At 69.7% G+C, this 21357-nt stretch carries 19 protein-coding genes; 11 read left to right on the forward strand and 8 right to left on the reverse strand.

Annotated elements, in window-relative coordinates; all coding sequences use genetic code 11:
• Positions 1-20: 20 nt before the first annotated feature.
• Positions 21-458, reverse strand: a complete 438-nt coding sequence (locus Sri02f_RS42995) for a restriction endonuclease (RefSeq protein ID WP_245970751.1) — start codon at positions 456-458, stop codon at positions 21-23.
• Between the two features lie 915 nt (positions 459-1373).
• Between Sri02f_RS42995 and Sri02f_RS23815 the strand changes: the two genes are divergently transcribed.
• From Sri02f_RS23815 to Sri02f_RS23850, 9 genes are all read left to right on the forward strand, one after another.
• Positions 1374-3458 carry an N-6 DNA methylase gene (locus tag Sri02f_RS23815; protein ID WP_109003338.1) on the forward strand — a complete coding sequence of 695 codons (2085 nt, stop codon included), beginning with the start codon at positions 1374-1376 and terminating at the stop codon, positions 3456-3458.
• 273 nt (positions 3459-3731) lie between these two features.
• Positions 3732-4115 carry a transposase gene (locus Sri02f_RS41335; RefSeq protein ID WP_159106772.1) on the forward strand — a complete coding sequence of 128 codons (384 nt, stop codon included), beginning with the start codon at positions 3732-3734 and terminating at the stop codon, positions 4113-4115.
• 203 nt (positions 4116-4318) lie between these two features.
• Positions 4319-5236, forward strand: coding sequence for a DDE-type integrase/transposase/recombinase (locus Sri02f_RS23820; RefSeq protein ID WP_245970752.1), 918 nt, complete (start codon positions 4319-4321; stop codon positions 5234-5236).
• Positions 5237-5284: 48 nt separating this feature from the next.
• A complete protein-coding gene (locus Sri02f_RS23825; RefSeq protein ID WP_218029890.1) occupies positions 5285-5776 on the forward strand; it encodes a DoxX-like family protein in 492 nt (163 codons plus the stop codon).
• Positions 5773-6705: a BtaA family protein gene (locus Sri02f_RS23830; protein WP_109003339.1), complete on the forward strand. Its 933-nt coding sequence runs from the start codon at positions 5773-5775 to the stop codon at positions 6703-6705. Before Sri02f_RS23825 ends, Sri02f_RS23830 begins: the two co-directional genes overlap by 4 nt.
• Before the next feature lie 29 nt (positions 6706-6734).
• Positions 6735-7484, forward strand: a complete 750-nt coding sequence (locus tag Sri02f_RS23835) for a DUF2071 domain-containing protein (protein ID WP_109003474.1) — start codon at positions 6735-6737, stop codon at positions 7482-7484.
• Positions 7481-8230, forward strand: a complete 750-nt coding sequence (locus Sri02f_RS23840) for a methyltransferase domain-containing protein (protein ID WP_159106773.1) — start codon at positions 7481-7483, stop codon at positions 8228-8230. The genes Sri02f_RS23835 and Sri02f_RS23840 overlap by 4 nt, the downstream gene beginning before the upstream one ends.
• The gene (locus tag Sri02f_RS23845; protein WP_109003341.1) at positions 8227-8652 is read left to right on the forward strand and encodes a hypothetical protein; all 426 of its coding nucleotides are present in this window, start codon (positions 8227-8229) and stop codon (positions 8650-8652) included. The genes Sri02f_RS23840 and Sri02f_RS23845 overlap by 4 nt, the downstream gene beginning before the upstream one ends.
• Positions 8653-9645: 993 nt before the next feature.
• Complete coding sequence (locus Sri02f_RS23850) at positions 9646-12318, forward strand: ATP/GTP-binding protein (RefSeq protein ID WP_109003342.1); 2673 nt, start codon at positions 9646-9648, stop codon at positions 12316-12318.
• 536 nt (positions 12319-12854) lie between these two features.
• On the opposite strand, the gene Sri02f_RS23860 is transcribed toward Sri02f_RS23850, so the two are convergent.
• Entirely contained in the window at positions 12855-13637 is a 783-nt protein-coding gene (locus tag Sri02f_RS23860; RefSeq protein WP_109003343.1) for a TIM barrel protein, read from the reverse strand.
• A 214-nt stretch (positions 13638-13851) separates the two neighbouring features.
• Between Sri02f_RS23860 and Sri02f_RS23865 the strand changes: the two genes are divergently transcribed.
• The gene (locus Sri02f_RS23865; RefSeq protein WP_218029891.1) at positions 13852-14889 is read left to right on the forward strand and encodes a LacI family DNA-binding transcriptional regulator; all 1038 of its coding nucleotides are present in this window, start codon (positions 13852-13854) and stop codon (positions 14887-14889) included.
• A 67-nt stretch (positions 14890-14956) separates the two neighbouring features.
• Here Sri02f_RS23865 and Sri02f_RS41340 read toward each other — a convergent pair whose 3' ends face one another.
• Positions 14957-16243: a hypothetical protein gene (locus tag Sri02f_RS41340; RefSeq protein ID WP_245970753.1), complete on the reverse strand. Its 1287-nt coding sequence runs from the start codon at positions 16241-16243 to the stop codon at positions 14957-14959.
• Positions 16244-16554: 311 nt separating this feature from the next.
• Here Sri02f_RS41340 and Sri02f_RS23875 point away from each other — a divergent pair, with 311 nt between their 5' ends.
• On the forward strand, positions 16555-16776 hold the full coding sequence (locus tag Sri02f_RS23875; protein WP_069768375.1) for a hypothetical protein: 222 nt from the start codon (positions 16555-16557) through the stop codon (positions 16774-16776).
• A gap of 911 nt (positions 16777-17687) precedes the next feature.
• Here Sri02f_RS23875 and Sri02f_RS23880 read toward each other — a convergent pair.
• From Sri02f_RS23880 to Sri02f_RS23900, 5 genes are all read right to left on the reverse strand, one after another.
• Positions 17688-17873 (reverse strand): ferredoxin, encoded by a 186-nt coding sequence (locus tag Sri02f_RS23880; RefSeq protein ID WP_109003346.1) that lies wholly within the window; start codon positions 17871-17873, stop codon positions 17688-17690.
• Positions 17874-17898: 25 nt separating this feature from the next.
• Positions 17899-18414, reverse strand: coding sequence for a hypothetical protein (locus tag Sri02f_RS23885; protein WP_109003347.1), 516 nt, complete (start codon positions 18412-18414; stop codon positions 17899-17901).
• Between the two features lie 376 nt (positions 18415-18790).
• Positions 18791-19186, reverse strand: coding sequence for a luciferase domain-containing protein (locus tag Sri02f_RS23890; protein ID WP_109003348.1), 396 nt, complete (start codon positions 19184-19186; stop codon positions 18791-18793).
• A gap of 113 nt (positions 19187-19299) precedes the next feature.
• Positions 19300-20067: a TIGR03943 family putative permease subunit gene (locus Sri02f_RS23895; protein WP_109003349.1), complete on the reverse strand. Its 768-nt coding sequence runs from the start codon at positions 20065-20067 to the stop codon at positions 19300-19302.
• Complete coding sequence (locus tag Sri02f_RS23900) at positions 20064-21260, reverse strand: permease (RefSeq protein ID WP_245970754.1); 1197 nt, start codon at positions 21258-21260, stop codon at positions 20064-20066. Before Sri02f_RS23900 ends, Sri02f_RS23895 begins: the two co-directional genes overlap by 4 nt.
• Positions 21261-21357 lie beyond the last annotated feature (97 nt).

A 21357-nucleotide genomic window follows, 5' to 3' on the forward strand; every position in this document is an offset into this window, starting at 1 on the left:
GCCCTGATCCGGCCGGGCTCTCACTCTCCGTACGCCTGCCTCCAGCGCGTCCGGTGCCGAGGATCCCCCTGTCCGCCACCGTTCACCTCGCCGAGCGACGGCAGCGAGGCCCCGCTGTTCCACAGCCCGAGATGGTCACGGTGCACAGCGAGAATGCCGTGCTGTACGGCGAACGCTTCGGAAGGCCGGCTGAACCGCGTGGTCGTCACGAACACCGCCAGATCAGCACCGAAGTGCACCTTGGCCCCCAGCAGGTCACGCATCTCGCGGCTCGCGATCGTCCTGGTAGGCGCGTAGCGCTTGCACTGAATCACCATGGTCCGGCCGTCCGGAAGCCGGCCGACGACGTCAGCGCCGTTGTCGTTCGCGCCGCCCACGCGACGTACGCCGGTGCACCCGTCCCTCCGGCACAGGGCCGCGACCTGCTCCTCGAACTCCGTACCGGTCATCGCGTCCATCTCCGTGAGTGTCCGCCGCCCGCTCTCGACCCTGTCAGCCTGCCGCCACAGGCGGTCACGCCTGCGGACTCTTCGGTCGGTATGCCAGAGCCACCAGGCGGTGCCACCAATGCCTTCGAGAACCAGAACCCAGACGAGGTAGGGCCAGACCGTGGACCAGAACACGACCAAGAGGACTGTCGCTGCGCCGCCGCCCAATGCCACCCGCCGCGACCGGACGGCCGTCCGCCTTCGCACGACCGGACCTCGTCCACGCCGAGCTGCCATGCACGCTCCCTCCCCCGAGGCGTCGTCGTGTCCGACAGTCTGGCCAACGAAACTCGGCACGCGTAGAGGCCGAAGCAAGCCAGTGGCCGAAACCGGGCCTCCGCAAAGTACGTTCACGCGTCTAAGCAGGAGAGAGAACGCACGCCGAGCCATCCGCCAACGGCCTCCCGGACCGAGAACGGCCCCAGCCGCCTACGGCCACAAGGAATGCGACCTGCGTCACATCTCGAACTGCTCCCCACCGCTGATCACTAAGCACTGCACCCCTCTGCATGTCTATGAGCAGCAACTCCCCCTACAGCTCATGCGCAGTATCACTGCGCATTGCGCGCACGCTCAGCCAACGCAGGCCCCAACAGGCACACACCCGCCGTTGTTCGCTGCTAAATTCCTCTCCATTGAACCTCTGCATCCCAGACCTGTCACACGTGGTCGAGACCAGAGGGTGTGCGCAGCGATGCTGCGCACTTTTACTCAGGGTCGAAGACGGGGGGCACGCCAGAGTGAAGTCGTTCTTCGAGCTGCTTGGGAAGGCGATGCAGAGCACAGGCATGACACTGCGCCTATGTCTGCTGATGCTTGTTGCCGCAACGGCGTATGTCATCAGTCAACTGAAGTAAAGCCGACCTGGAGCGGGAGACCCACACGGTGGAGATCACGGAGACGAAAAGCCACGCTGCGGACATCGTTGACCGGCTTTGGCGAGCGTACGCGCCCTACCAGCGGGGCCGGAACACGTTCGACGACCTTACGTCTATGCTCGCAATCCTGTTGCTTGCAGGGTTCGTTGAGTCAGTGGGCCAACCAGAAGACGAATTCGTCAAGCGATGGAATCGAGCTGTCGCGGAGGCCCGCATCGGCCTCTCGCCGCTCATAGACCTCCGCTCTGCGATGGCTAGCGCTAACAGGCACAGGCACTTTCCTGTACTCGACCTCCGCAACCTTGAAGTCGGGCTCCTCGACGGTGACGAGGAGTCGGGCGATGTACCGTGGGCAGCTGCCTTCCTCACCGCACTGAACCAGCGTCCGTCTCTGGCCAAGGCCGGATTGGCGGAAGTCTGCGAACTGCTCCTAGAACGCCACGTACAGGAGAGCACCTTTTCGGCAGGGGAGTTCTACACACCGCGCGCGGTCGCGCGCCTGCTCATCGAGTCTGCATCTCCTCAGCCTGGAGACCGGATCCTTGACCCGGCCTGTGGCTCCGGCGGACTTCTCACGGCCGCAGCACAGTGGATCGCCAAGTCCGGCCACGTTGACGGAACTACTTTCGAGGCATACGCCACGGATCGCAGTAATCCGCGCCTGGCGATGATGAATATGGCCATCCATGGGGTGGATCAGCCAGTCGTAGGCGCCTCCGACCCTGTGTCGCTGATTCAGCGCCGGGGTAACGGCCTTGCCGACCTGGTACTGAGCAATCCACCGTTCAACCAGCGTATCGAGAACGTCGACATCGTCGACTGGCCCTTCGGCGAGCCTCCCCAGTCCAATGCGAACTTCGCCTGGCTTCAGCTCTCGTGGAGCCGGCTGAGCGAGAACGGCACCGCCGCGGTGATCATGCCGCAGGGAGCCGCCTGGTCCAACGGTCGCCAGGCGGAGATCCGCAAGGGGATGATCGTCGGCGGTGCACTCCTCGCCATCATCGCGTTGCCGCCAAATCTCTTCTATGACACCTCCATCCCCGTGCACATCTGGATACTTGCCCGCGACAAGTCCCGCCATTTGCCGCTCGGCGATGCGAATGACGTCCTGTTCATTGATGCCGGCCGACTCGGTACACAGGTGCCACGGCGGCCGCGCATCTTGACCGCAGAGGACAGAGACCGCATCAGCAGTCGCTTTCACACGTGGCAGCGGTCTCCTCGTGCAACACCAGATGAACCGGACTTCTCCCGTTCGGTCTCGCACGAAGAGATCCTCGAGAACAACGGCAGCCTCGACCCCCGGCTGTACATCGAAGTCGAACAGGAACGACCGACGAGGGCACTGGATCTGAGTCTCATGCTCGATGAGTTGGATCGACATGACGAGGCGATGTCCAGTTCGAGAGTCAGCCTCCGGAAGAGCTTCAGCACGTGCGAGCGCCTGACCCGCAGCGGGATCCGACCTCTGCGCGTGCCTCTCCGAAGCATCGTGGACGGCACAGCAGAGGGACCGTTCGAGAACTCAACGTCAGGTGAGCTGCTCGCTGGACCTTCAGGAAGTCTCATCCGCGCCGAAGACTACGTCGAGGGCACCGGCGTCCCCGTAGTCATGCCCAAGGACCTGACAGACAGCGGTTTCAGCGTGGCGAACATCAGATACATCACCGAGCAGCAGGCCGAAGGTCTGGAACGCTTCCGCCTCCACCGTGGCGACGTCGTGCTGGCGCGCCGTGGAGAACTGGGGCGATGTGCTGTCGTTCGTGAGGAGCAGCAGGGCTGGATCTGCGGAACAGGCTGCTTCGTGCTTCGGCCTCCCGCCGAGCTCAACGCCGACTACCTCGCGGCATATCTCCGCAGTCCGGAGGCACGCAAGTGGCTCGAATCCCACTCCACTGCGAGTACGAACATGAAGACCATCTCTCTCAACGTATTGAGCGAGTTGCCGGTTGTGCTGGCCGATTTCGGTACACAGCAGGCAATTGCTGACGCGATGGCACGACTGGATGAACATGAGCGACTCTTGCAAGAGCATCTCGCAGTAACGCAGAAGATCCGCAGTGACGCGCTGAACGGGATCCTGTCGAGCTAGCCGAACGCGCGCTGCGCACTCTCGAAGAAACCGCGAGGCTTAAAGCACAGCAGCGGGACGGCAGAAGCGCGGCGTCAGAGCAAGCATCTCGCCGACGAAGCCGCTGAGCCGTAACGCGAGTCCGAGAACGCGCGGAGGACGGGGGACCTGTACCGAGCATGCCCTTCAGGAGCGCCACCTACCGAAGTCCAAACCCCTCTCTGTCAGCCTTGGGTGAGACGTCCCGCTTCGTCGGGTTAGCCTGAGAGGGCACGACAGGAAAACCACCCCCTCATGACCAGCACCACCCCCGCCGGGTCCGATCCGGCTCCCCGGCCGAAGCGTCGTACCTTCAGTCCCGAGTACAAGCTGCGGATCGTGGCCGAGTACGACGCCGCGCCCAAGAACGAGAAAGGCGCGGTCCTGCGCCGCGAGTGGCTGTACCACTCGCACGTCAAGGAATGGCGGGCCGCCCGGGATGCCGGGGCGCTGGAGAAGCTGGTCGACCAGCGGACCAGCCCGGCGAGGCCGAAGAAGCCGGCTGCCGAGGCGGAGAACGAGAAGCTGCGCCGCCAGGTGGAACGACTGGAGAGGGAACTGGCCCGGAACAAGGCCGCGTTGGAGGTCACGGGAAAAGCTTCCGCGCTCTTGGAAATGATCTCCGAGGGCGCGAACTGAACGCTGCCGTCGGCCCGGGGGCCGACGACGCGTTCACCGGCGTCGAGGGCGAGCTCGGTATCACGGCGGCCTGCCGGCTGACCGGCCGCTCCCGGGCCACCCACTACCGCTGGCTGCGTCCCGCGCCGCCGCGCGGACCCCGCAAGCGGCAGGTCCAGCCCTCGGCTCTGACGGCTGAGGAGCGGGCTGCGGTCCTGGAACTGATGAACTCGGGCGAGTACGCCGAGCTGCCGCCCGCGCAGATCCGGGCCCGTGAGCTGGATGCCGGGCGCTACCACGGCTCCGTCTCCACGATGTACCGGATCCTGCGCGAGAAGGGGCAGTCCGGCGAGCGCTGCCGCCAGGCCACCCACCCGGCGAAGACGGTGCCCGAGCTGGTCGCCACCGCGCCCTCGCAGGTGTTCACCTGGGTCATCACCAAGGCGGCCGGACCGGTCAAGGGTGTCTGGTATCACGCCTACGTCATCATCGACATCTTCAGCCGCTACGTCGTCGGCCATACCGTCCAGCGGGTCGAATCAGCGGTGCGGGCCGAGGAGTTGATCCGCGAGACCATCGCCCGCAACGGCATCGTGCCCGAGACCGTGCACGCGGACCGTGGCACGTCGATGACCTCGAAGAAGGTCTCACAGCTGCTGATCGACCTCGGCGTCACCCGGTCGCACTCGCGGCCGAAGACCTCCAACGACAACCCCTACAGCGAGGCCCATTTCAAGACCACGAAGTACATGTCCGACTACCCCGAACGGTTCGACTCGCTGGCCCATGCCCGCGAGTGGTTCGACGCGTTCATCGCGTACTACAACCACGAGCACCGGCATTCGGGCATCGGCTGGCACACACCGGCCAGCGTGCATTTCGGAACCGCCGAGGAGGTCCGCGACCAGCGTGCCGTCACCCTCGCCGAGGCATACGCCCGCCACCCCGAACGCTTCGGCCGCCGCCCCGACCACCCCGGATACCCCAGCAGGCATGGATCAACGACCCGGCCAAGCGCAGGGAACCCGCACCACAAACCTCATAGCGTCACGACCGTCTCACTGGACTTGAAATCTTCCGCCACCACGCTCTGCCTCGGTAGAGGCTTCGTCTCGCCCCTGATCTCCGACGGTCGTACATGAGTAGGCTGTTCTTGAACGCGTTCAACTCTGCGATCGGGTGTGGTGTCCATGGACTTTCTGGTCGGGTTTTCTCCAGCCGCGCTTCGCGCCGGTGCGTCCGATGTACCGCCCGCCGCAGAGGCACCACCCGAAGGGCGGGGAGACCGAAGCGTAGTGATGGGGTGGCAAGGGGTGCTGGCGCGCTGGGCTGTTGCTCTGGTGTGGTTCTACGAGGGCCTGTGGTGCAAGGTCTGGCCGGGGCGGGACGATCAGCAGGCCATTGTCGGGGACGTTCCCCATATGCCGGCTTGGGCGGTGACGACGGCGCTGATCGTCATCGGGATCGCGGAGGCGGCCATCGGTTTGTGGGCGCTCTCCGGGCTGTGGGCGCGGGCCGCCGCTGTCGTTCAGACGGCGCTCCTGGTGGTGTTCAACGCGGGCGGACTGCTGTTCGGCCTGGATCACATAGCGGAACCGGGGCGGATGCTCACCCAGAACCTGGCCTTCGTAGCGCTGATCTGGCTGGTGGAACGGACCTCACCCGGAGTGGTGGTCCGGTGAGCGGCACACCGTGGGCACGCGGCCGGATCATCAGCGGGTCAGGCGGCCCCCGCCTCCTGTTCGGGCGGATGTACGAGGACTGCGGCATCGAGCTCGGCGTCCTGCCCAGCGCAGGGGCGCGGGTGCTGTGCATCGCCTCCGCGGGCGACACCGCCGCCGCCCTGCAGCAGGCCGGTCACGACGTGACAGCCGTCGACGTCAACCCGGTACAACTCGCCTACGCGCGTGACCGGCTCGCTGGCAGAACCACCACGGAAGGCTCCGCAGAGACACTTATGCGGCTGGGCCGTGGAACGGCCGGCGCGCTGCTGCCGACCTGGCGCGGGCCCGCACTGCGCGCCTTCCTCGCCCTCGACGATCCGGCCGAACAGGCCCGGCGCTGGCGCACCGCCCTGGACAGCCCGGGGCTGAGACGGCTGATGCGGCTCGCGCTGCGGCCGGGCGGCGCGCTTGCGGTCGCGCTGCGCCCCTCGTTCGCGCAAGTGGTCCCGGCACGCTTCGACGAGGTGCTCAGACGACGTCTGGGGCGGACCGTCGCCGGGCACGCCAATGCCCGTAACCCCTGGATGTGGTGGCTTCTCGCGGGGGTCGACCTTCCGGGGACACAGCCGCTGTTCGCGCCGGACGTCCGCCTCGTCCACGCCGACGTGGTCGATGCGCTGGAACAGGCTCCGCGGGCCGGCTACGACGCGGTGACCCTCTCGAACGTGCTCGACGGGCCTGGCCCCGCCTTCGCCGGCCGGCTGCGCGCCGCCGTGCGTCGTGCCGTGCGTCCCGGCGGCATCGTCGTTCTGCGCAGCTTCCGCGAGCCCACGGCGACCGGACCCGGCTGGGCGGCGCAGGACCGATCGGCGCTGTGGGGCGTGGTGCGCGTCGTGCGGCTGGGCGCAGACCCCTCGGGCGCCGAGGACAGGAGGATCGACCCGTGAGGCACTTGATGCAACGTCATCCCATGGCGATGAGCACGCATTTCGCGCACTCGCTCGTGCTGACCTACGCTCTGCCCGCCGAGGCGCTGCGCCAGCTGGTGCCACCGGGCCTGGACCTCGACACGTACCGCCGTGGCGAGCAGGGCGTGGAGTACGGCTTCGTGGCCGCCGCCCTGGTCGACACCCGTGCCCTGCGGCCGGCGTTCCTGCCCGCGCGGCTGGGCCGTGACTTCCTGCTGACCGGATACCGTGTTTTCACCCGCTTCCGCACCCCTGGCGGGCGCACCATGCGGGGGCTGCGCATCCTGCGCAGCGACACCGATACCCGGTTGATGCGGCTGGGCGGCAACCTGCTCACTCACTACAACTACCGCCTTGCCCAGATCAGTTCGCGCGCCACGGACGGCACCCTGGAATTCCGGGTCGACAGCGCCGACGGGCGCGCCGACCTGCTGGTGCGTGCCGACCTGCGCAGCGCTCCGGCACCGCTGCCCCCGCACAGCCCCTTCGCCGACGCCCGAGCCGCCCGCCGCTTCGCCGGCCCCCTGCCCTACACCTTCGAGTACGAACCCCAGACCCGCTCCGTGATCGTGGTGAAGGCATTCCGTACGCAGTGGGACCCGCAGCCGGTCTGTGTCGATGTGCGCCGGCTGACCTTCTTCGACCACGGCCCGCTCGCCGGAACCCGCCCCGTCCTCGCCAACGCCTTCCACGTCGCGGGCGTCGACTACGGCTGGCACCGCGGTGTGCGCCGCACCGAGAGCGGCGGCATACGGTGACGCCGCGGCACTCCGGCGTCCGCGAGGTCATCGCCTACAACTGGCCCCAGTACGCAGCGGGTGCGGCGACTGCAGCGGCTGCGGCCCTCCTTGCTCCACGTCTGCCTCGCGCGCTGCGCCCCCTCGCCCGGACGGGATCGGTCGCGGCACTCACTCTGCTGTGCACCGCCACGGCGGCGAGCTGGCACGTCTACGACCGCTCCGGCCTATACACGTACGACTGGCTGGAGGACCTTCTGCCTCGCATCCCGTCGGCATACGTGGTGGTGAGCACCGGCCTGGACGAGGTGAGCGCCCCACTCGCCGCACGCTGGCCGAAGGCCCAGCGCACCGCCATCGACCTGTACGACCCGGCCTTGACGAGCGAGGGCTCCCTGCGCCGCGCCCGACGCCGGGTGCCTCCCCCCGCCCACGCCGCACCGGGCCGCCCAGAGACGCTGCCGCACCCGGCGAACTCGGCCGACACCGTCCTGCTCGTCTTCGCCGCGCACGAACTGCGCCGCGCACAGGACCGGGAGCGGCTGTTCACCGAATGCGCCCGGCTGCTGCGGCCCGGCGGCACACTGCTGGTCGCCGAGCACCTGCGAGATGCCGCCAACACAGCCGTGTTCGGGCCCGGCGCCTGGCACTTCCTGCCCCGCCAGGAATGGTTGCGGCTCGCCGCCCACGCGGGGCTGGAACACAGCGCCGAGCGCCGCTTCGCGGGCCTGATCGCGGCATTCGCCTTCAGCAAGGATCGAGAGTGACCCAACTTCTCAGTCTCACCGGCCAGTTGCACCTGGTCGGCGTCGCCCTGATCTTCATGGGACTGGTGCACGTCGCGCTCCCGCGCATACTGGGGTGGCCCGCCGACCTGCGCGCCAGCAGCCTGCTCACCCGCCAGGTCTCTTACGCGCACCTGTTCTTCATCGCATTGACCTGCGCACTGCTCGGCTCCCTTCCCCTGGCCTTCGCGCCGGCCCTGCTCACCGGCGCACCCCTGCCGACGTTCCTGCTCTGTGGCCAGACCCTGTTCTGGGGCCTGCGCTGGATCATGGAGTTCGCCTACTTCTCACCCCGGACATGGCGCGGCCATCGCCTGCGCACTGCAGGCCATGTCGGGCTCGCGGTGCTGTGGACCTGGGTGACGGCGGTGTTCGCGGCAGCGACGGCGCACGGGCTGCGGTGAACCCGGCACCCCTGCTCAAGTTCACCGCCAAGGGAGCGGAGGAAGGCGGCAGTCCCTCGGTCTCCTCGCCGACCGCGACCTCGAAGAGCGCCGAGAGCACCAAGCCGGTCACGTCAAGCAGCGATTCTTCTGCCCGCGGACTCTTCGTCGCCGGGCTGATCGTGGGCGTCCTGCGGCTGGCGGCAGCGGTGTTCGCCATCACGCGCAGCCGCTCCGCCGGATCCCGGGCCGGGGAAAACGCCTTCCGTGCCCCGCCGACCGCTACCTGTCGGCGGGGCACGGGGTGCCGACGGACAAAGGGTTATGGCACTGGTCGACGTGCTGACCGCGCTGCGCGGCTGAAGTCCGTCAAAGATCAGCAGAGCTGGGAGCCGTCTGGGAGCCGACCCGCTCCCCGAGTCCTCCCGAGACCATGCGAGACCCGTCGAGCCAAACGCCCTGCCCGGCAGAAACGCCAAAGCGGCTGGTGACGATCTTGACCGAACCTCATTCGGGACGAAGAGGTCGTGGGTTCAAATCCCGCCACCCCGACAGCTAAGCACCAGATCAGAGGGCCCTTACCGACTCGGTAAGGGCCCTCTGGCGTTGCTGCGTGTCTATCGACTCTTGATTCCGCGCTGAGTGCTTACGGCTGCTCCGGCAGGCTCAGCCCATACCCGCGCAGCCGCCAGAGGTCGAGGACCTCGCTCCCGTCAGCTGCGAAGTCACCATCGACCTCAGTGCCGTCGGGAACGTCGCGGCCCGCCCCAGGACTTTTCTGCTGCTGGGCCTGTTCTACCCGCGCCGGCATGTCGTCGAGAACTTCCAGGAGAGTCTGTTCGACCTGTGAGGGTGCGTGCGCAGGGTGGAGGACCCGTTGCGGCCGTCCCCTGACCGGGGCCGTCGGCTCGGCTGCCGCGTGCGGATGCGATCTGCGGGCCTGCGTGAATGCGGGCGTGCCATGCTGTCGCCAAAGGAGCTTGAATTGGCTTTAGTTGATTGTCAGGGGGAGTTGTGGCAGGGCGGGACCTTAGAGCGTTGTTCAGCTCGAACGACCGGAGCTTCGCCGCCGGTGAGGCGTTCACGAACCGCCAGGCACAGTGGCGGGCCGTGACGGCTGGCCTCGCCGAGCACATACGACACGTGGCCCGTCCGGACTTCGACGTGGAGGACTTGGAAGCTCCCCGCCGCAACATCCTCGTGTTCCACGGTGTGGGCGGGATCGGCAAGTCCACGCTCTCCCGCAAGATCGAGGCATCGCTGGCGCGCAGCGAGCATCGCCCGGAGCAATGGGAAGCGCCGTCCCACCCCGAGTGGCGGACTCTGCCGGTCCGTATCGATCTCGCGCGCGCCGCGGGAACGGACTTCGAACGCGTCATCCTCACCATCCGTCTTGCCGTCGCCGCGCTCGGCCGGCCAATGCCCGCCTTCGACCTCGCCCTGCGCCGCTACTGGGAGCACAACCGCCCGGGCGAACCGATCGAGGACCATCTGCGGCGGGGCGGGCTGCTGAGCCGCTTCAGCGCCGCTGCCGCCCTGCCCGAGCAGATGCAGTCCGCCCTCAGCGATGTCGCCCAGGCCCTGCTCCTGCCCGGCACAGTCGGCAGTGCGCTCGGGCACGGAGCCGGAACGCTCATCAAGGCGTTACGCGAGCGGCGCCAGTCCGTACGCGCCCTGGCCGGCTGCTCCCGCCTGGCCGACCTCCTTGAGGCCGAGCCCGACCTGGAAGCCCTCAGCTTCTACCCGCACCTCCTCGCCTGGGACCTGGCCCAAATCCCGGCGGGGAAGAGCGCACTACCCGTGATCCTGCTGGACACCTTCGAGGACACCGGCGACCGCACACACCGCGACTTCGAGCGTTTGCTCCAACGCGTCGTGTGGTTGATGCCCAACGCGTTCTTCGTCGTCACCGGACGCAACCGCCTCCAGTGGGCGGAGGCGAGCCTGGAGGGGCAGCTCGACTGGACTGGGCGCCACGCGTGGCCCGGCCTCGCAGCTGATACGGCTCAGGCGGGGCGATCCGTACCGAGCCGTCAGGTCCTGATCGGCGACTTCTCTCCCGAAGACTGCGAGGACTACCTGGTCCGCAGGTTGAGCCGCGACGGGCAGGCGCTGATCGACGAACCGGTCCGTCGGATCATCACCGAGCGCTCCCATGGGTTGCCTCTGTACCTGGACCTGTCGGTCATGCGCTACTTGGAGCTCCGACGCGGCGGCAGAGAGCCGCAGGTCACGGACTTCGACCACGACTTCCCCGCGCTGATCGCCCGTACCCTCAGCGACCTGACCGCCGATGAGCGCCACATGCTCCGCTCGGTCAGCCTGCTCAGCGCATTCTCTGTACCCCTGGCCACCCAAGCCGCCGGCATGGACCACGACGCCCCCGCCCTACGGCTGACCGAGCGCCCTTTCGTCCGGGAGTCCTCTGGCGGCGTGTGGCCCTTCCACGTCCACGACCTGATCCGCTCAGCGATTCGCAACGCGAACGACGGCAGTGACGACCGCTGGTCGGATGAGGACTGGCGGCGCGCGGCCCAACGAGCTTTTCACGCCCTGGAATCACAGTGGCGCCAGGACCTGCGACACGATCGCGCCGTCCTGGTCGGCTGTCTCCAGCAGGGACTGCTCCTCGCACGGGACTTCCGTCTCGCTCTCGACTGGCTCGCCGATGCCGCGTTCCAGTACGTAGGGGACTCCGTCTGGGAACCACTGTCGCTTCCCGCAGCACCTGCCACGTCGTCCGGTGGCCTGCAGACCGCGGCGGATGCCCTGGTGGAAACGCTGAGCGCCATCGCCCGGCGCCAGCACGAGCACCGTGAACGCACGTCCAGCCGGCTCTCGGCCGTCCTCACGTCGGAATTGCTCCCCGATGACCTCGTCGAACTGGCCACGTACTACCTGGCGAAGGCCCAGCGAGACCTCGGGCTGACCGACGCTTCGCGTCGCGGGATGCAGCGCGTCGCCTCGGCAGGGGGTCGGCTCGCGCCCGCCGCTCGGCGCGGCCTGGCACACCTGAGCCGACTGTCCGGAGACTTCCCGACCGCGGTCGAAGCCGCGGAGAGGCTGGGCTGGGAGGGGCGGCACCATCGGGTGCTGGGAGACGTGTGGTGGGTGCAGGGCGACATGGAGCGGGCGGAAGCCGCCTACCTGGCGGGCCGGAGCGAAGCCGAGGAGCACGGTGTGGTCGGCGAGACCGCCATGGTGCAGGCGCATCTCGCCTTCGCTGTCTCCTTCTCCGACCCGCTTCGGGCCGATGACGAACTCGATCTGGCGGAAAGGCTGTTGTCTCACCTCAGCCTGCGCTCCAGCGAGGTGACCGCTCGTATCGCCGTGCTCGTACGCGATGCCGGGTTCGCCGCCGACCTGCCCGACCGGGCAGCCGTGCTGCTCGCCGATATCGGTGTCTCCGGCATTCCCTACGCCGCCTCGAAACTGCAACTGGCCCTGTGCTTCCACTACGCAGTCCTCAACGCCGAGGACGACCTCGCCACCGCGATCACCCGCCTGCGTGAACTCACGCAGAGCGGCGACTACGCCTACTACGCCGACATCGCCCACTTCATGGCCGGACTTCCGCTTCCCGAGCACACCGCGCGAGCACGGTGGATCGAAGGAGAGCAACAGACCCGCGAACGATGGCACCACCTGGTCAGGACTCGTCGCCATCACCTCGCCACGACTCGTTAGGCTTTCTCCACACATGCGCAGATCGCTGGTCAACGAGCCGCGATTACGATCGCCGGTCATGGACTGGCTGGAGCGCACCGCCAATCTGAGGCAGTGGACCAGAAGCGGGACCCGCGCTCCGCGGGAGGATGATCGCCTGGCTCGACCTCGCGGCGCGAGGGGAGACCGAAGTGGTGACGTCGCCGATGACTCTGGTCGAGGCGTGCGACGACAGAACGACGGAACGGCGCTGGGGCTGGGTACTGTCCCGGCTTCAGGTCGTCGACATCGGGAAGGACGAGGCCCGTCAGGCACGCCGGCTCCTGGCGGGCGCCGAGTTGCACGGCCACAAGTACGCGATCGAGGCGCTTCGGGCGTCGACGACCTGGAGAAGCTGGTCCCGGACACGATCGTCGTCGAGAAGGTGTGACCCGACCCGCGCTCCTCAAGGGCCTGCAGCCGGGATGGCACCAGCCTGGGAGTGGGACATCCTGCACGGCTTCGGCTGGGCTCCCCCTCCCCGTCTCACGGTTGCCCGGTGGTTCGGTGGTGGGGGCTCAGGGGGTGAAGGCTTCGCGGAAGCGGGCGAGGGCGGACTCGGGGGTTTCGGAGGCCCATGCCTCCATCGCGATCGTGCCCTCGTATCCGAGCTCCTTCAGGGCGCGGGCCACGGCGGGGTAGTTGATCTCCCCGGTTCCGGGTTCGCGGCGGCCGGGGACGTCGGCCACCTGGATCTCGCCGATCAGGTCCAGCGCGTGCGCCCGGCGGACCAGTTCGATCAGGTTCCCCTCGCCGATCTGGGCGTGGTAGAGGTCCAGGTTCATCCGCAGCCCCGGCCGGTCCACCGCCTGGACCAGGGCCAGGGTGTCGGCGGCCGTCGCGAACGGCACTCCGGGGTGGTCGACGGCCGTGTTGAGGTTCTCCAGCGTGAAGACCACGCCGGCGCTCTCGCCCAGCTCCGCGATCCGGGTGAGCGTGCGGTGGGCGGCGATCCACATCGCGCCGGTGACCTCCCCGGTCACGGGCGACACGGGCAGGCCCTGGCCGTCCAGTCCCGTGCCGTGCAGATTCAGCCGGGGGCAGCCCAGTTGCTCAGCCGCCCGGACCGACTCCTCCGCCGTGCGCAGGAGTTCGGCCGCGCCCGCCTCGTCGGTCAGGCTGCCCCGGACGTACCCGGTCATGGAGGAGAACTCGGCCGGGGTGCGGGCCAGGGCTTCCAGGTCGTGCCGGGTCCAGTCCCAGATCTCCACCTGGAACCCGGCCTCGTGCACGCGCCGCACCCGCTCGCGCATCGGCAGATCCAGGAAAACCATCTCGGCGCAGACGGCCAGTTCGTACATTCCCCAGCACCCTTCCGGAAGCCTTGCCGGCATCGCTGCTTGAACGTTCTAGTCGCTAGAACGTTCCAGTCATGCCGCTCATGTGCAGCAGTACGCCAGTCGGCGTTCCGTCCTGTCAAGCCTTCGGCTCCGGCACCCGGTCAGCCCGTCATAGAACGTTCTATAGTCGGGGTCGGCGAGACGGTCGTCGCGTATGCGGAGGGAGGGGGCGCCGGTGTCACTCACCCCCGCTGTTCCGGACGGGAAGCGGCCCACGCTCGCGGACGTCGCGGCGCGAGCCGGCGTGTCCACGGCTCTGGTGTCCATCGTGATGCGCGACGCCAAGGGCGCCGGCGCCGCCACCCGCGAGCGCGTGCTTCAGGCCGCGCGGGAGATCGGTTACCGGCCCGACGCGCGGGCGCGGCTGCTGCGCAGCCGGCGTTCCCGGCTGATCGGGGTGCAGTTCGGTCTGCAGCATCCGTTCCACGCCGACCTGGTGGAGGGCGTCTACGCGGCGGCCGAAGCGGCCGGCTACCAGATCGCGCTGAGCGCGGTGACCGCCGGGCGCAGCGAGCAGCGTGCCGTCGAGACGCTGCTCGCCGACCGCTGCGAGGCGCTGATCCTGCTCGGTCCGCAGGCCCCCGCCGCCCGCCTGGCGGAACTCGCCGGGCAGCTGCCGGTCGTCTCCGTGGCCCGGCGGTTGCGGCCGTCGGGCTCGGGACCCGAGGTCGTGCGGACGGCCGACGACGAGGGGGCCCGGCAGGCGGTGGACCATCTCGTCGGCCTCGGCCACCGGGACGTCGTCCATGTCGACGGCGGTCGCGCGCCCGGCGCCGCCGGCCGGCGCCGTGGGTACCGCACCGCCATGAACCGGCACGGCCTGGGCGCGCACCTCCGGGTCATGCCCGGCGGGCCGACCGAGGAGGCGGGCGCCGCGGCCGCCCGCGCCCTGGTGACCGCGGGCCCGCGCCCGACCGCCGTGCTCGCCTTCAACGACCGCTGCGCGAGCGGCGTCCTCGACGTCTTTCTGCGCGCCGGCGTCGCCGTTCCCGGGGACGTCTCGGTCGTCGGCTTCGACGACAGCCGGCTGGCCCGCCTGGCCCACATCGGCCTGACGACCGTCGGGCAGGACGTCGCCCGCCTCGCCCGCCTGGCCGTCGGCCGGGCCGTCGCCCGCGTGGAGGGGGGAGCCGCCTCGGGCGGGACGGGCGCGGTGGAGGACGTCGTCCCTCCCCGTCTCGTCGTCCGCGGGACGACGGCCCCGCCCCGCTGAGCCTCGGCGTCCGTCGCGGCGCGGTCCGGGTGGCCGTCCTGCCGCTCTCCGGGCGCCCGTCGTGGCGTCAGTGGGCTTCCTCCGGCTCCCCCGGTGTGGGGGGAGGAACGTATCTGCCGTCGTCGAACGGCGTGAACCACGACCTGAAGGCCGTCGAGGTGACTCCCGGTGCGGCTCTGGTGGGGGCTTCGTCGCTTCCCTCGGCCGAGTCGTCGTAGAGCCACTCGTTGCCCGTGCCCCCGTACGCGTCGTGGACCTCGTGGACCTCATAGACCTCATCGACCTCGTTGACCTCGTAGACGTGGTCCGTGAACGCGTCGAGCGCGGCCGACACCTCGTCGTCGAGGAGCCCGTGCAGCTCCAGGGTCGTGGTCGCCTGGTTCAGGAGGAACCTCAGGGCGATCTCCTCGGCGACGCAGTTCAGGCGTCGGAAGCTTCCGTCGGTGAAGCGGGTGGTCAGGGCGATCACCGTCACCAGGAACCGGCGCGCGAAGCGGGCGTCGTACTGGAGGGCGTAGCGGTCGGGGAGGCGTTCCAGGTGCCACAGGGGGCCTTCGCACTCCGCGACGCTGGCGTCCTCCTGGGCCAGCACCTGGATGTCCTCGAACAGCTCCTCCACCAGGATGTCGGTCGCGTAGACCAGGGCGCCGGCGGCGAGTCTGGCGCCCTCGGCCCCTTCCCCCGCCGCCCCGCCTCCGGCGGCCCCGGCGGCTCCGGCGGCTCCGGCTGTTCCATCGGCCCCATCGGCCCCATCGGTGCCATCGGTGCCATCCGCCCCGCCGGCTTCGGCTGGTCGTTCGGAAGCGCGGGCGCCGAACATCGTCAGGGGGAAGGAGCGCAGTTCTTCGGCCATGGCCAGGATCCGGGTGCGTACGGCCGTCGCGCTCTCGCCGTCGTCCCGGCCGGCGTCGTGGCCCTCGTCGGCGTCCTCGGGGGGCAGGGCCGCCATGTGGCGGGCCTTGCGGGCGGCCGGGTCGTCGGGCGGGGCGTCCGGGCCCTCGGCCGCGTCGAGGCTGGCCCGGGCCCGGTCCTGGTGCAGCTCGACCTCGCACCGCTCGATCGTCCAGTCGGCCAGCAGCTCGGTGCGTTCCAGCAGCTCGTCCACGAGCACCTGCACCGAGTCCTCCGCGAACTCCAGCGCCGGAGCGTCCACGACGACCTTCAGAAGGGCCCCGCCGGGGTGGACGGACACGATCGTGTCGAGGAGGTCGACCTTCACGCCGTCGGGCCCCTCGACGGCCCGGACGGAGTCGAAGCCGTCCTCGATGAGCGCCACGGCGCCGGCCCGTTGAAGCGGATCCATCTCCGGAGTGCCCTCCGGGATGCAGGTGTCCACGGTCACTACGTACGTCACGTGACCGAGCCTGTCAGGAGAGGGGCTCCCCGCGCGAGGGAGCGGTTCGGTCGGCGAAGTGAAATCCGGTCTGCGCGGTCCGGCCGGCCGGACATCACGCCACAAGTGTGCCGGATGCAGAAAATCAGTCGAAGTAAACAAGGCGTCAAACAGTCGCGGCCTCCGCCGCTCCCCCGGCGCCAAAACCCCAGGTCAGTAGCGCGCGGTCGCGCATTCTCCGCCGTGCGGCGGTGGGTGTCGGCGCGGTGCGTGCCGAAGAGCGCACGCGGACGGCTGCCTCGAACCGACCACCTCAGGCCATACTGGAGGCAATGACGAAGCCAGCTGCACAGAAGCGCTACTTGCCTACCAGCCCCTTCAAGGCTCCGGTCGCCCCACCGCCCAAGCATTTCGCCGTGGGCGACCAGGTCACGCACGACATGTACGGCCTCGGCCGCGTGATCGGCATCGAGGACGGCATCGCGGCGCTCGTGGATTTCGGGTCGGCCCAACTGCGGATCTTGAGTCCGTACGCCAAAATGAGCAAGCTGTAGTACCGCTGTGCCCGGTCACGGCACGCCAGGCCCCTGAGTGGGCCTGTATCGAAGGGGAGACCTCTCATAGACCTGACCTCGCTGTTCTCCGCCCCGGAGGGGGCCCTCTCGCACTCCGCCGCGGCCTCGCCGCCTCCGGTGACGAACCCGTTCCAAGCTCCGGACTTCGGGGATGACGAGACTTTCGCGGCCTCCTTCGGTGCCGAGGACGCGGACCCGTCCGGCTCGAGTGCGAGCACGGCCCGCCGCAGGGCGAGCTAGTCCGGACCGCTACGTTCACGGCCGTTCAGGCGGGATGCCGAGCAGACCGCCTCCTGGGCCGTCCGGCCATGAACGCAGTACGACTCCGGTGAGGCGCCGCCGGCCACGGCGGTCGCCCCCAGCCGGAAGCCCACCCGCCCCCGCGGCCCGTTCACTCCGTGGACGGTGAACCGGCGGCAGGCCTTCCCATGCTCCGAGGTCGTCGCACTCCTCGAGCGTCCTCGGATGCGCCGAGCGTCCTCGGATGCGCCGAGCGTCTTCTTCGCGCTCCGGGCAGATCTACGTGCGGCTGCTCCGCCCTGTGCGGCGGCTCCACGTCGCCTTGCAGATCCTCGCTGTGCGGCGGCTCCACGCTGTGCCGGGACTCCGCGCTGTGCCGGGACTCCACGGCCGTGCTGCGGCACTGCACCGACATGTCAGGACCCTTCCCGCCCGTGCCGGCCCGTTCAGCCGATCGTCGGCACGGACGACGTCGGCCTGCCCGGCCGGTGAACGGGCAGACGGCCGAACCGGCCGCAGAGAGTGATCCCGATCACAACGGCAGAGCAGGTGAGAAGTCGACTCCCGCCGGACCAGCCGCCTTGTTAGCCTTGGCCATAGCCCGGTCGCTGGTGCATCCCCCGTCGCCAGCGACCGGGTCTTTCGCTGCCCTAGTGGAGACGGATGGCCTGTGACGGGCATCGTTCGGCCATGTCCCGCACCCGGGGGTCCCCGCCCGTCTCCTCGCGTCCCGGTATGACGGCTCCGAGTCCGTCCACCGCGGTGAAGACGGAGGGCACGCGGTGCGCGCACTCTCCGGAGCCGTAACACACCTCAGGGTCCACGGAGACTCTCATACGAGCTGCCTGCCCGCCGGACGGGTCACTCAACCGGCCTCCCCGCCAGGGCCATCCAGTGCGCGACCCGGCGCAGCGTGGTCTCGTCGACGCGGTCGACCAGCGTCCGCACGGCCGTCTCGTCGTCCGGGTCGAGGTCGTAGAGGCCCGCCTTGCTCAGGCCTGCCATGAGGACCTGGTGCCGGCGGTCCTCCAGGCGTTCCGCGTGCCTGGCGTGGCCGGGCCGCGCGGAGTCCTCGGCCGTCGGCGGGACGGCGGGCTCCGGCGCGGGGACGTCGACGGCGTTCGCCGCGGCGAGGTCGAAGCGCTGCCACTCACCGGCGTCGGGACCCCACAGGGCGACCGTCACGTCGTCGCCCCTGGCGCGCTTGACCTGCGTCATCTCGCCGATCGCGTAGAGCACGGGCGTGCGGTCGGGGGATTCGGCGGCGCACCGCCAGGACGCGGACAGCGGGTCGTAGAACATCGCCGCCCAGCGGGGAGTCCCCGGCGGCTGCGGGCTGTGCGGGGGCCGGGTCGAACGGTCCGGGTCTGCCGCCATGGCGCTCACCCCTTCTGCGTCGGCTCGAGTTCCGATGCGGCCGACCATAACTGACGCGTCGTCAGCTCACCAGCCATCAGGTGACCGGGGGGCGGGTTGCCAGGTGGGCGGGTTGCCGGGTGGGCGGTCGTCGTGGAGCCCCGCCGGGCCGTGCGCCCGAGAGGCCGACGGGCCGTCATGCCGAGAGGCCGACGGGCCGTCATGCCGAGAGGCCGACGGACCGTCATGCCGAGAGGCCGACGGACCGTCATGCCGAGAGGCCGACGGGCCGTCATGCCGAGAGGCCGACGGGCGGGGAGGCCCCGGGGGGTGAACGGGTCGACCGGCCGACCAGTCAGGAGGCCGACCGGTTAACGAGGCGGCGAGGCAATGGAGTTCAGACGCCGCCGACGCTCTCGCGGGTGAGCGCCGCTTCCCGGTGGTCGTTGCATCGCGGGAGGGGAGCGTCGTCGGCGCCGGGATGTCTCTGGTGGGCCTGGAGAGCGGCGCTGACCAGCGTCATGAGCAGGTCGATGTCCGTCTCGCACTCCAGATGGACGGTGACCCACGACGAGCCGGGCAGCAGCCGGACGGCCGTGGAGTGTCTCAGGTCCTTCTCGAACCGGCGGATCGCCCTGGCGGTGAGATGCAGGTCGACACTTCGGTCGGAGTGGAAGTGCACGATCTCGACAAGGCCGGAGCGCAACGCCCGGCCGGTGCCGCAACTGGGCCGGCCCTCCGCGAGGTCCGGCCAGATCGCCAGTCGTGTCATGGCACGCGAAGCCGCCGTCATGGCCCCATCATGAGGCGCTCACCGCCCGGCCACCAGAGGTTGAGAAAGGCTTAACCCGGCTGATCGCGGGAGACGGGCACTCTCCGGCACCGATCGTGATCCACCCGGAACCCTCAGTTGTTCCACGACTCGTCGTACGGATCCCCGGGCGTCGGCGCCGGCTTGGCCTGCGTGACCTGCAGGAAAGGGATCGGGCCGTCGTTGACCGGGTCGCGGGCGACGCGCGGGGTGTAGACGCCGGTGACGGTCAGCCAGGCGTCCGGTTGGAGCACCGGGGGAATGCGGCCGCTCAGACCGATCTTGACCGGCTGGGCGTCGGCGGCACAGCAGTTGAGCGCCATGCGGACCAGGTAGGGGGTGCCGTCGTGGCCCAGGGCCACGAAGCCGGTCAGCCGGACCTCCCGGCCGGCGAGGGTGCGGCCGTGGTCGTATACGGCCCGGCCCGCGTAGTCGACGACGCCGAGCGGGAGGGGGTCCGTGGCGGGCAGGGACGGATAGGCGAGGGGCTCCTGCAGGGCCGTGCCGGTGCGGGTCGCGCTGTACGAGCCCAGAGCGGGCGGGGCGACCAGGATCAGCGCCAGGAGGGGCAGGACCAGCAGCCAGGCGACCCGGGGTTCGGGGTGGGAGTGGGCGGCCGGCGCGGGGGCTTGATCGTCGGCCTGCGCCTGGACCTGGGGGACGGCTTGGTGGTGGTGCCGTTTCGTTCTGCGCCGCTCGTACCACCAGGTCGCCAGCGCCGTCACGATGAGAACCACGCCGGCCGCCAGCAGCAGCGGCTGCAGGCCCGCCTTGACGTAACGCAGGTACAGGTCGGTGGCGCCGGCGTGCAGCAGGGCCGCGCCGAGGAGGAAGAGGACGGCCGACTGGGACTGTCGGTTCACAGCAGCACCCACCCTGTGAGCAGCGCCGACGCGATGGCCAGCGCGAAGGTCGCCGGGGCGAAGCGCAGCGCGAAGCCCCGGCCGAACGTGCCCGCCTGCATCGCGAACAACTTCAGGTCGATCATCGGGCCGACCACCAGGAAGGCGAGCCGGGCCGTGAGGGAGAACTGGGTCAGGGACGCGGCGACGAACGCGTCCGCCTCCGAACAGATGGAGAGGATCACCGCGAGGACGGCCAGCGTCAGGACGGCCACCGCCGGGTTGTCCGCCGCCGTGCGCAGCCAGCTCGCCGGGGCGACGGCCTTCAGCGTCGCCGCCGCCATCGCGCCCACGACCAGGAAGCCGCCCGCGTGCATCACGTCGTGGCGGACGGAGTCCCAGAACGCGGCCCCCTTCGTCTCCCCCTCGTGCGGCGCGTGGGCCGGCAGCCGCAGCCAGTCCGTGCGGCCCAGCCGCTGCCACAGCCAGCCCATCGCGCACGCCGCGAGCAGACTGGCGGCGAACCGGGCCAGCACCATCTCGGGGTCGCGGGGGAAGGCCACGGCCGTCGCCGTCAGCACGATCGGGTTGATCGCCGGGGCGGAGAGCAGGAAGGCGAGGGCCGCGGCCGGGGTGACGCCCCGGCGGACCAGCGCACCGGCCACGGGGACCGACGCGCACTCGCAGCCGGGCAGCACCGCGCCCGCGAGCCCGGCGACCGGCACCGCGAGCGCGGGACGCGAGGGCAGCGCGCGGGCGAAGAAGGAGGGCGGCACGTAGACGGCGATGGCCGCCGACAGCAGCACCCCGAGAACCAGGAACGGCAGCGCCTGGACCACCACCGCCACGAACACCGTCATCCAGCTCTGCATCACCGGCGCGGACAGCGCGCGGCGGACCGGGCTCTGCAGCAGCACCATCAGGAGCAGCAGCATGGTCAGCACGAGCGGAGAGCTGAGACGTGCGGGCCGGTCGGACGACGCGACCTCCCCCGCCGCTCCCTGCCCGCCCTGCGGGGCCTGCCCGCCCTGCGGGGCCTGTGGGGCTCCCAGGACCTGGCGGCCCGGTCGGCCCGGTCGGTCCTGTCGGTCCTGCTCGTCCGGCCCGGTGTGAGGGGCCTTGCGGTCCCCGTCGGCGTCCTGCCGGGCCGGGTGCGTGCCCTCCTCGTCGGGGGCCGCTTTGGCGTCGTCGGGGGCCGCTTTGGCGATGGCCACGGGTCGGGCACCTCCGGCTTCCGGGTTCTCCCTGTTGCCTGTTTCTCGCATTCCCTCCCCTTTCATACGAGAGTTCCGCCCTGAGTGTTCACGTCCC

The organism is Streptomyces rishiriensis (genome assembly GCF_003112535.1).
In the GTDB taxonomy this organism is placed as follows: Bacteria; Actinomycetota; Actinomycetes; order Streptomycetales; family Streptomycetaceae; genus Streptomyces; species Streptomyces rishiriensis.

Coding starts and splice junctions, on each gene's coding strand:
- Sri02f_RS23875 (WP_069768375.1), top strand. CDS start 16,555: ATGACGAAGCCAGCTGCACAGAAGCGCTACTTGCCTACCAGCCCCTTC.
- Sri02f_RS23820 (WP_245970752.1), top strand. CDS start 4,319: ATGAACTCGGGCGAGTACGCCGAGCTGCCGCCCGCGCAGATCCGGGCC.
- Sri02f_RS41335 (WP_159106772.1), top strand. CDS start 3,732: ATGACCAGCACCACCCCCGCCGGGTCCGATCCGGCTCCCCGGCCGAAG.
- Sri02f_RS23835 (WP_109003474.1), top strand. CDS start 6,735: ATGAGCACGCATTTCGCGCACTCGCTCGTGCTGACCTACGCTCTGCCC.
- Sri02f_RS23880 (WP_109003346.1), bottom strand. CDS start 17,873: ATGAGAGTCTCCGTGGACCCTGAGGTGTGTTACGGCTCCGGAGAGTGC.
- Sri02f_RS23890 (WP_109003348.1), bottom strand. CDS start 19,186: ATGACGGCGGCTTCGCGTGCCATGACACGACTGGCGATCTGGCCGGAC.
- Sri02f_RS23825 (WP_218029890.1), top strand. CDS start 5,285: ATGGACTTTCTGGTCGGGTTTTCTCCAGCCGCGCTTCGCGCCGGTGCG.
- Sri02f_RS23860 (WP_109003343.1), bottom strand. CDS start 13,637: ATGTACGAACTGGCCGTCTGCGCCGAGATGGTTTTCCTGGATCTGCCG.
- Sri02f_RS23885 (WP_109003347.1), bottom strand. CDS start 18,414: ATGGCGGCAGACCCGGACCGTTCGACCCGGCCCCCGCACAGCCCGCAG.
- Sri02f_RS42995 (WP_245970751.1), bottom strand. CDS start 458: ATGGACGCGATGACCGGTACGGAGTTCGAGGAGCAGGTCGCGGCCCTG.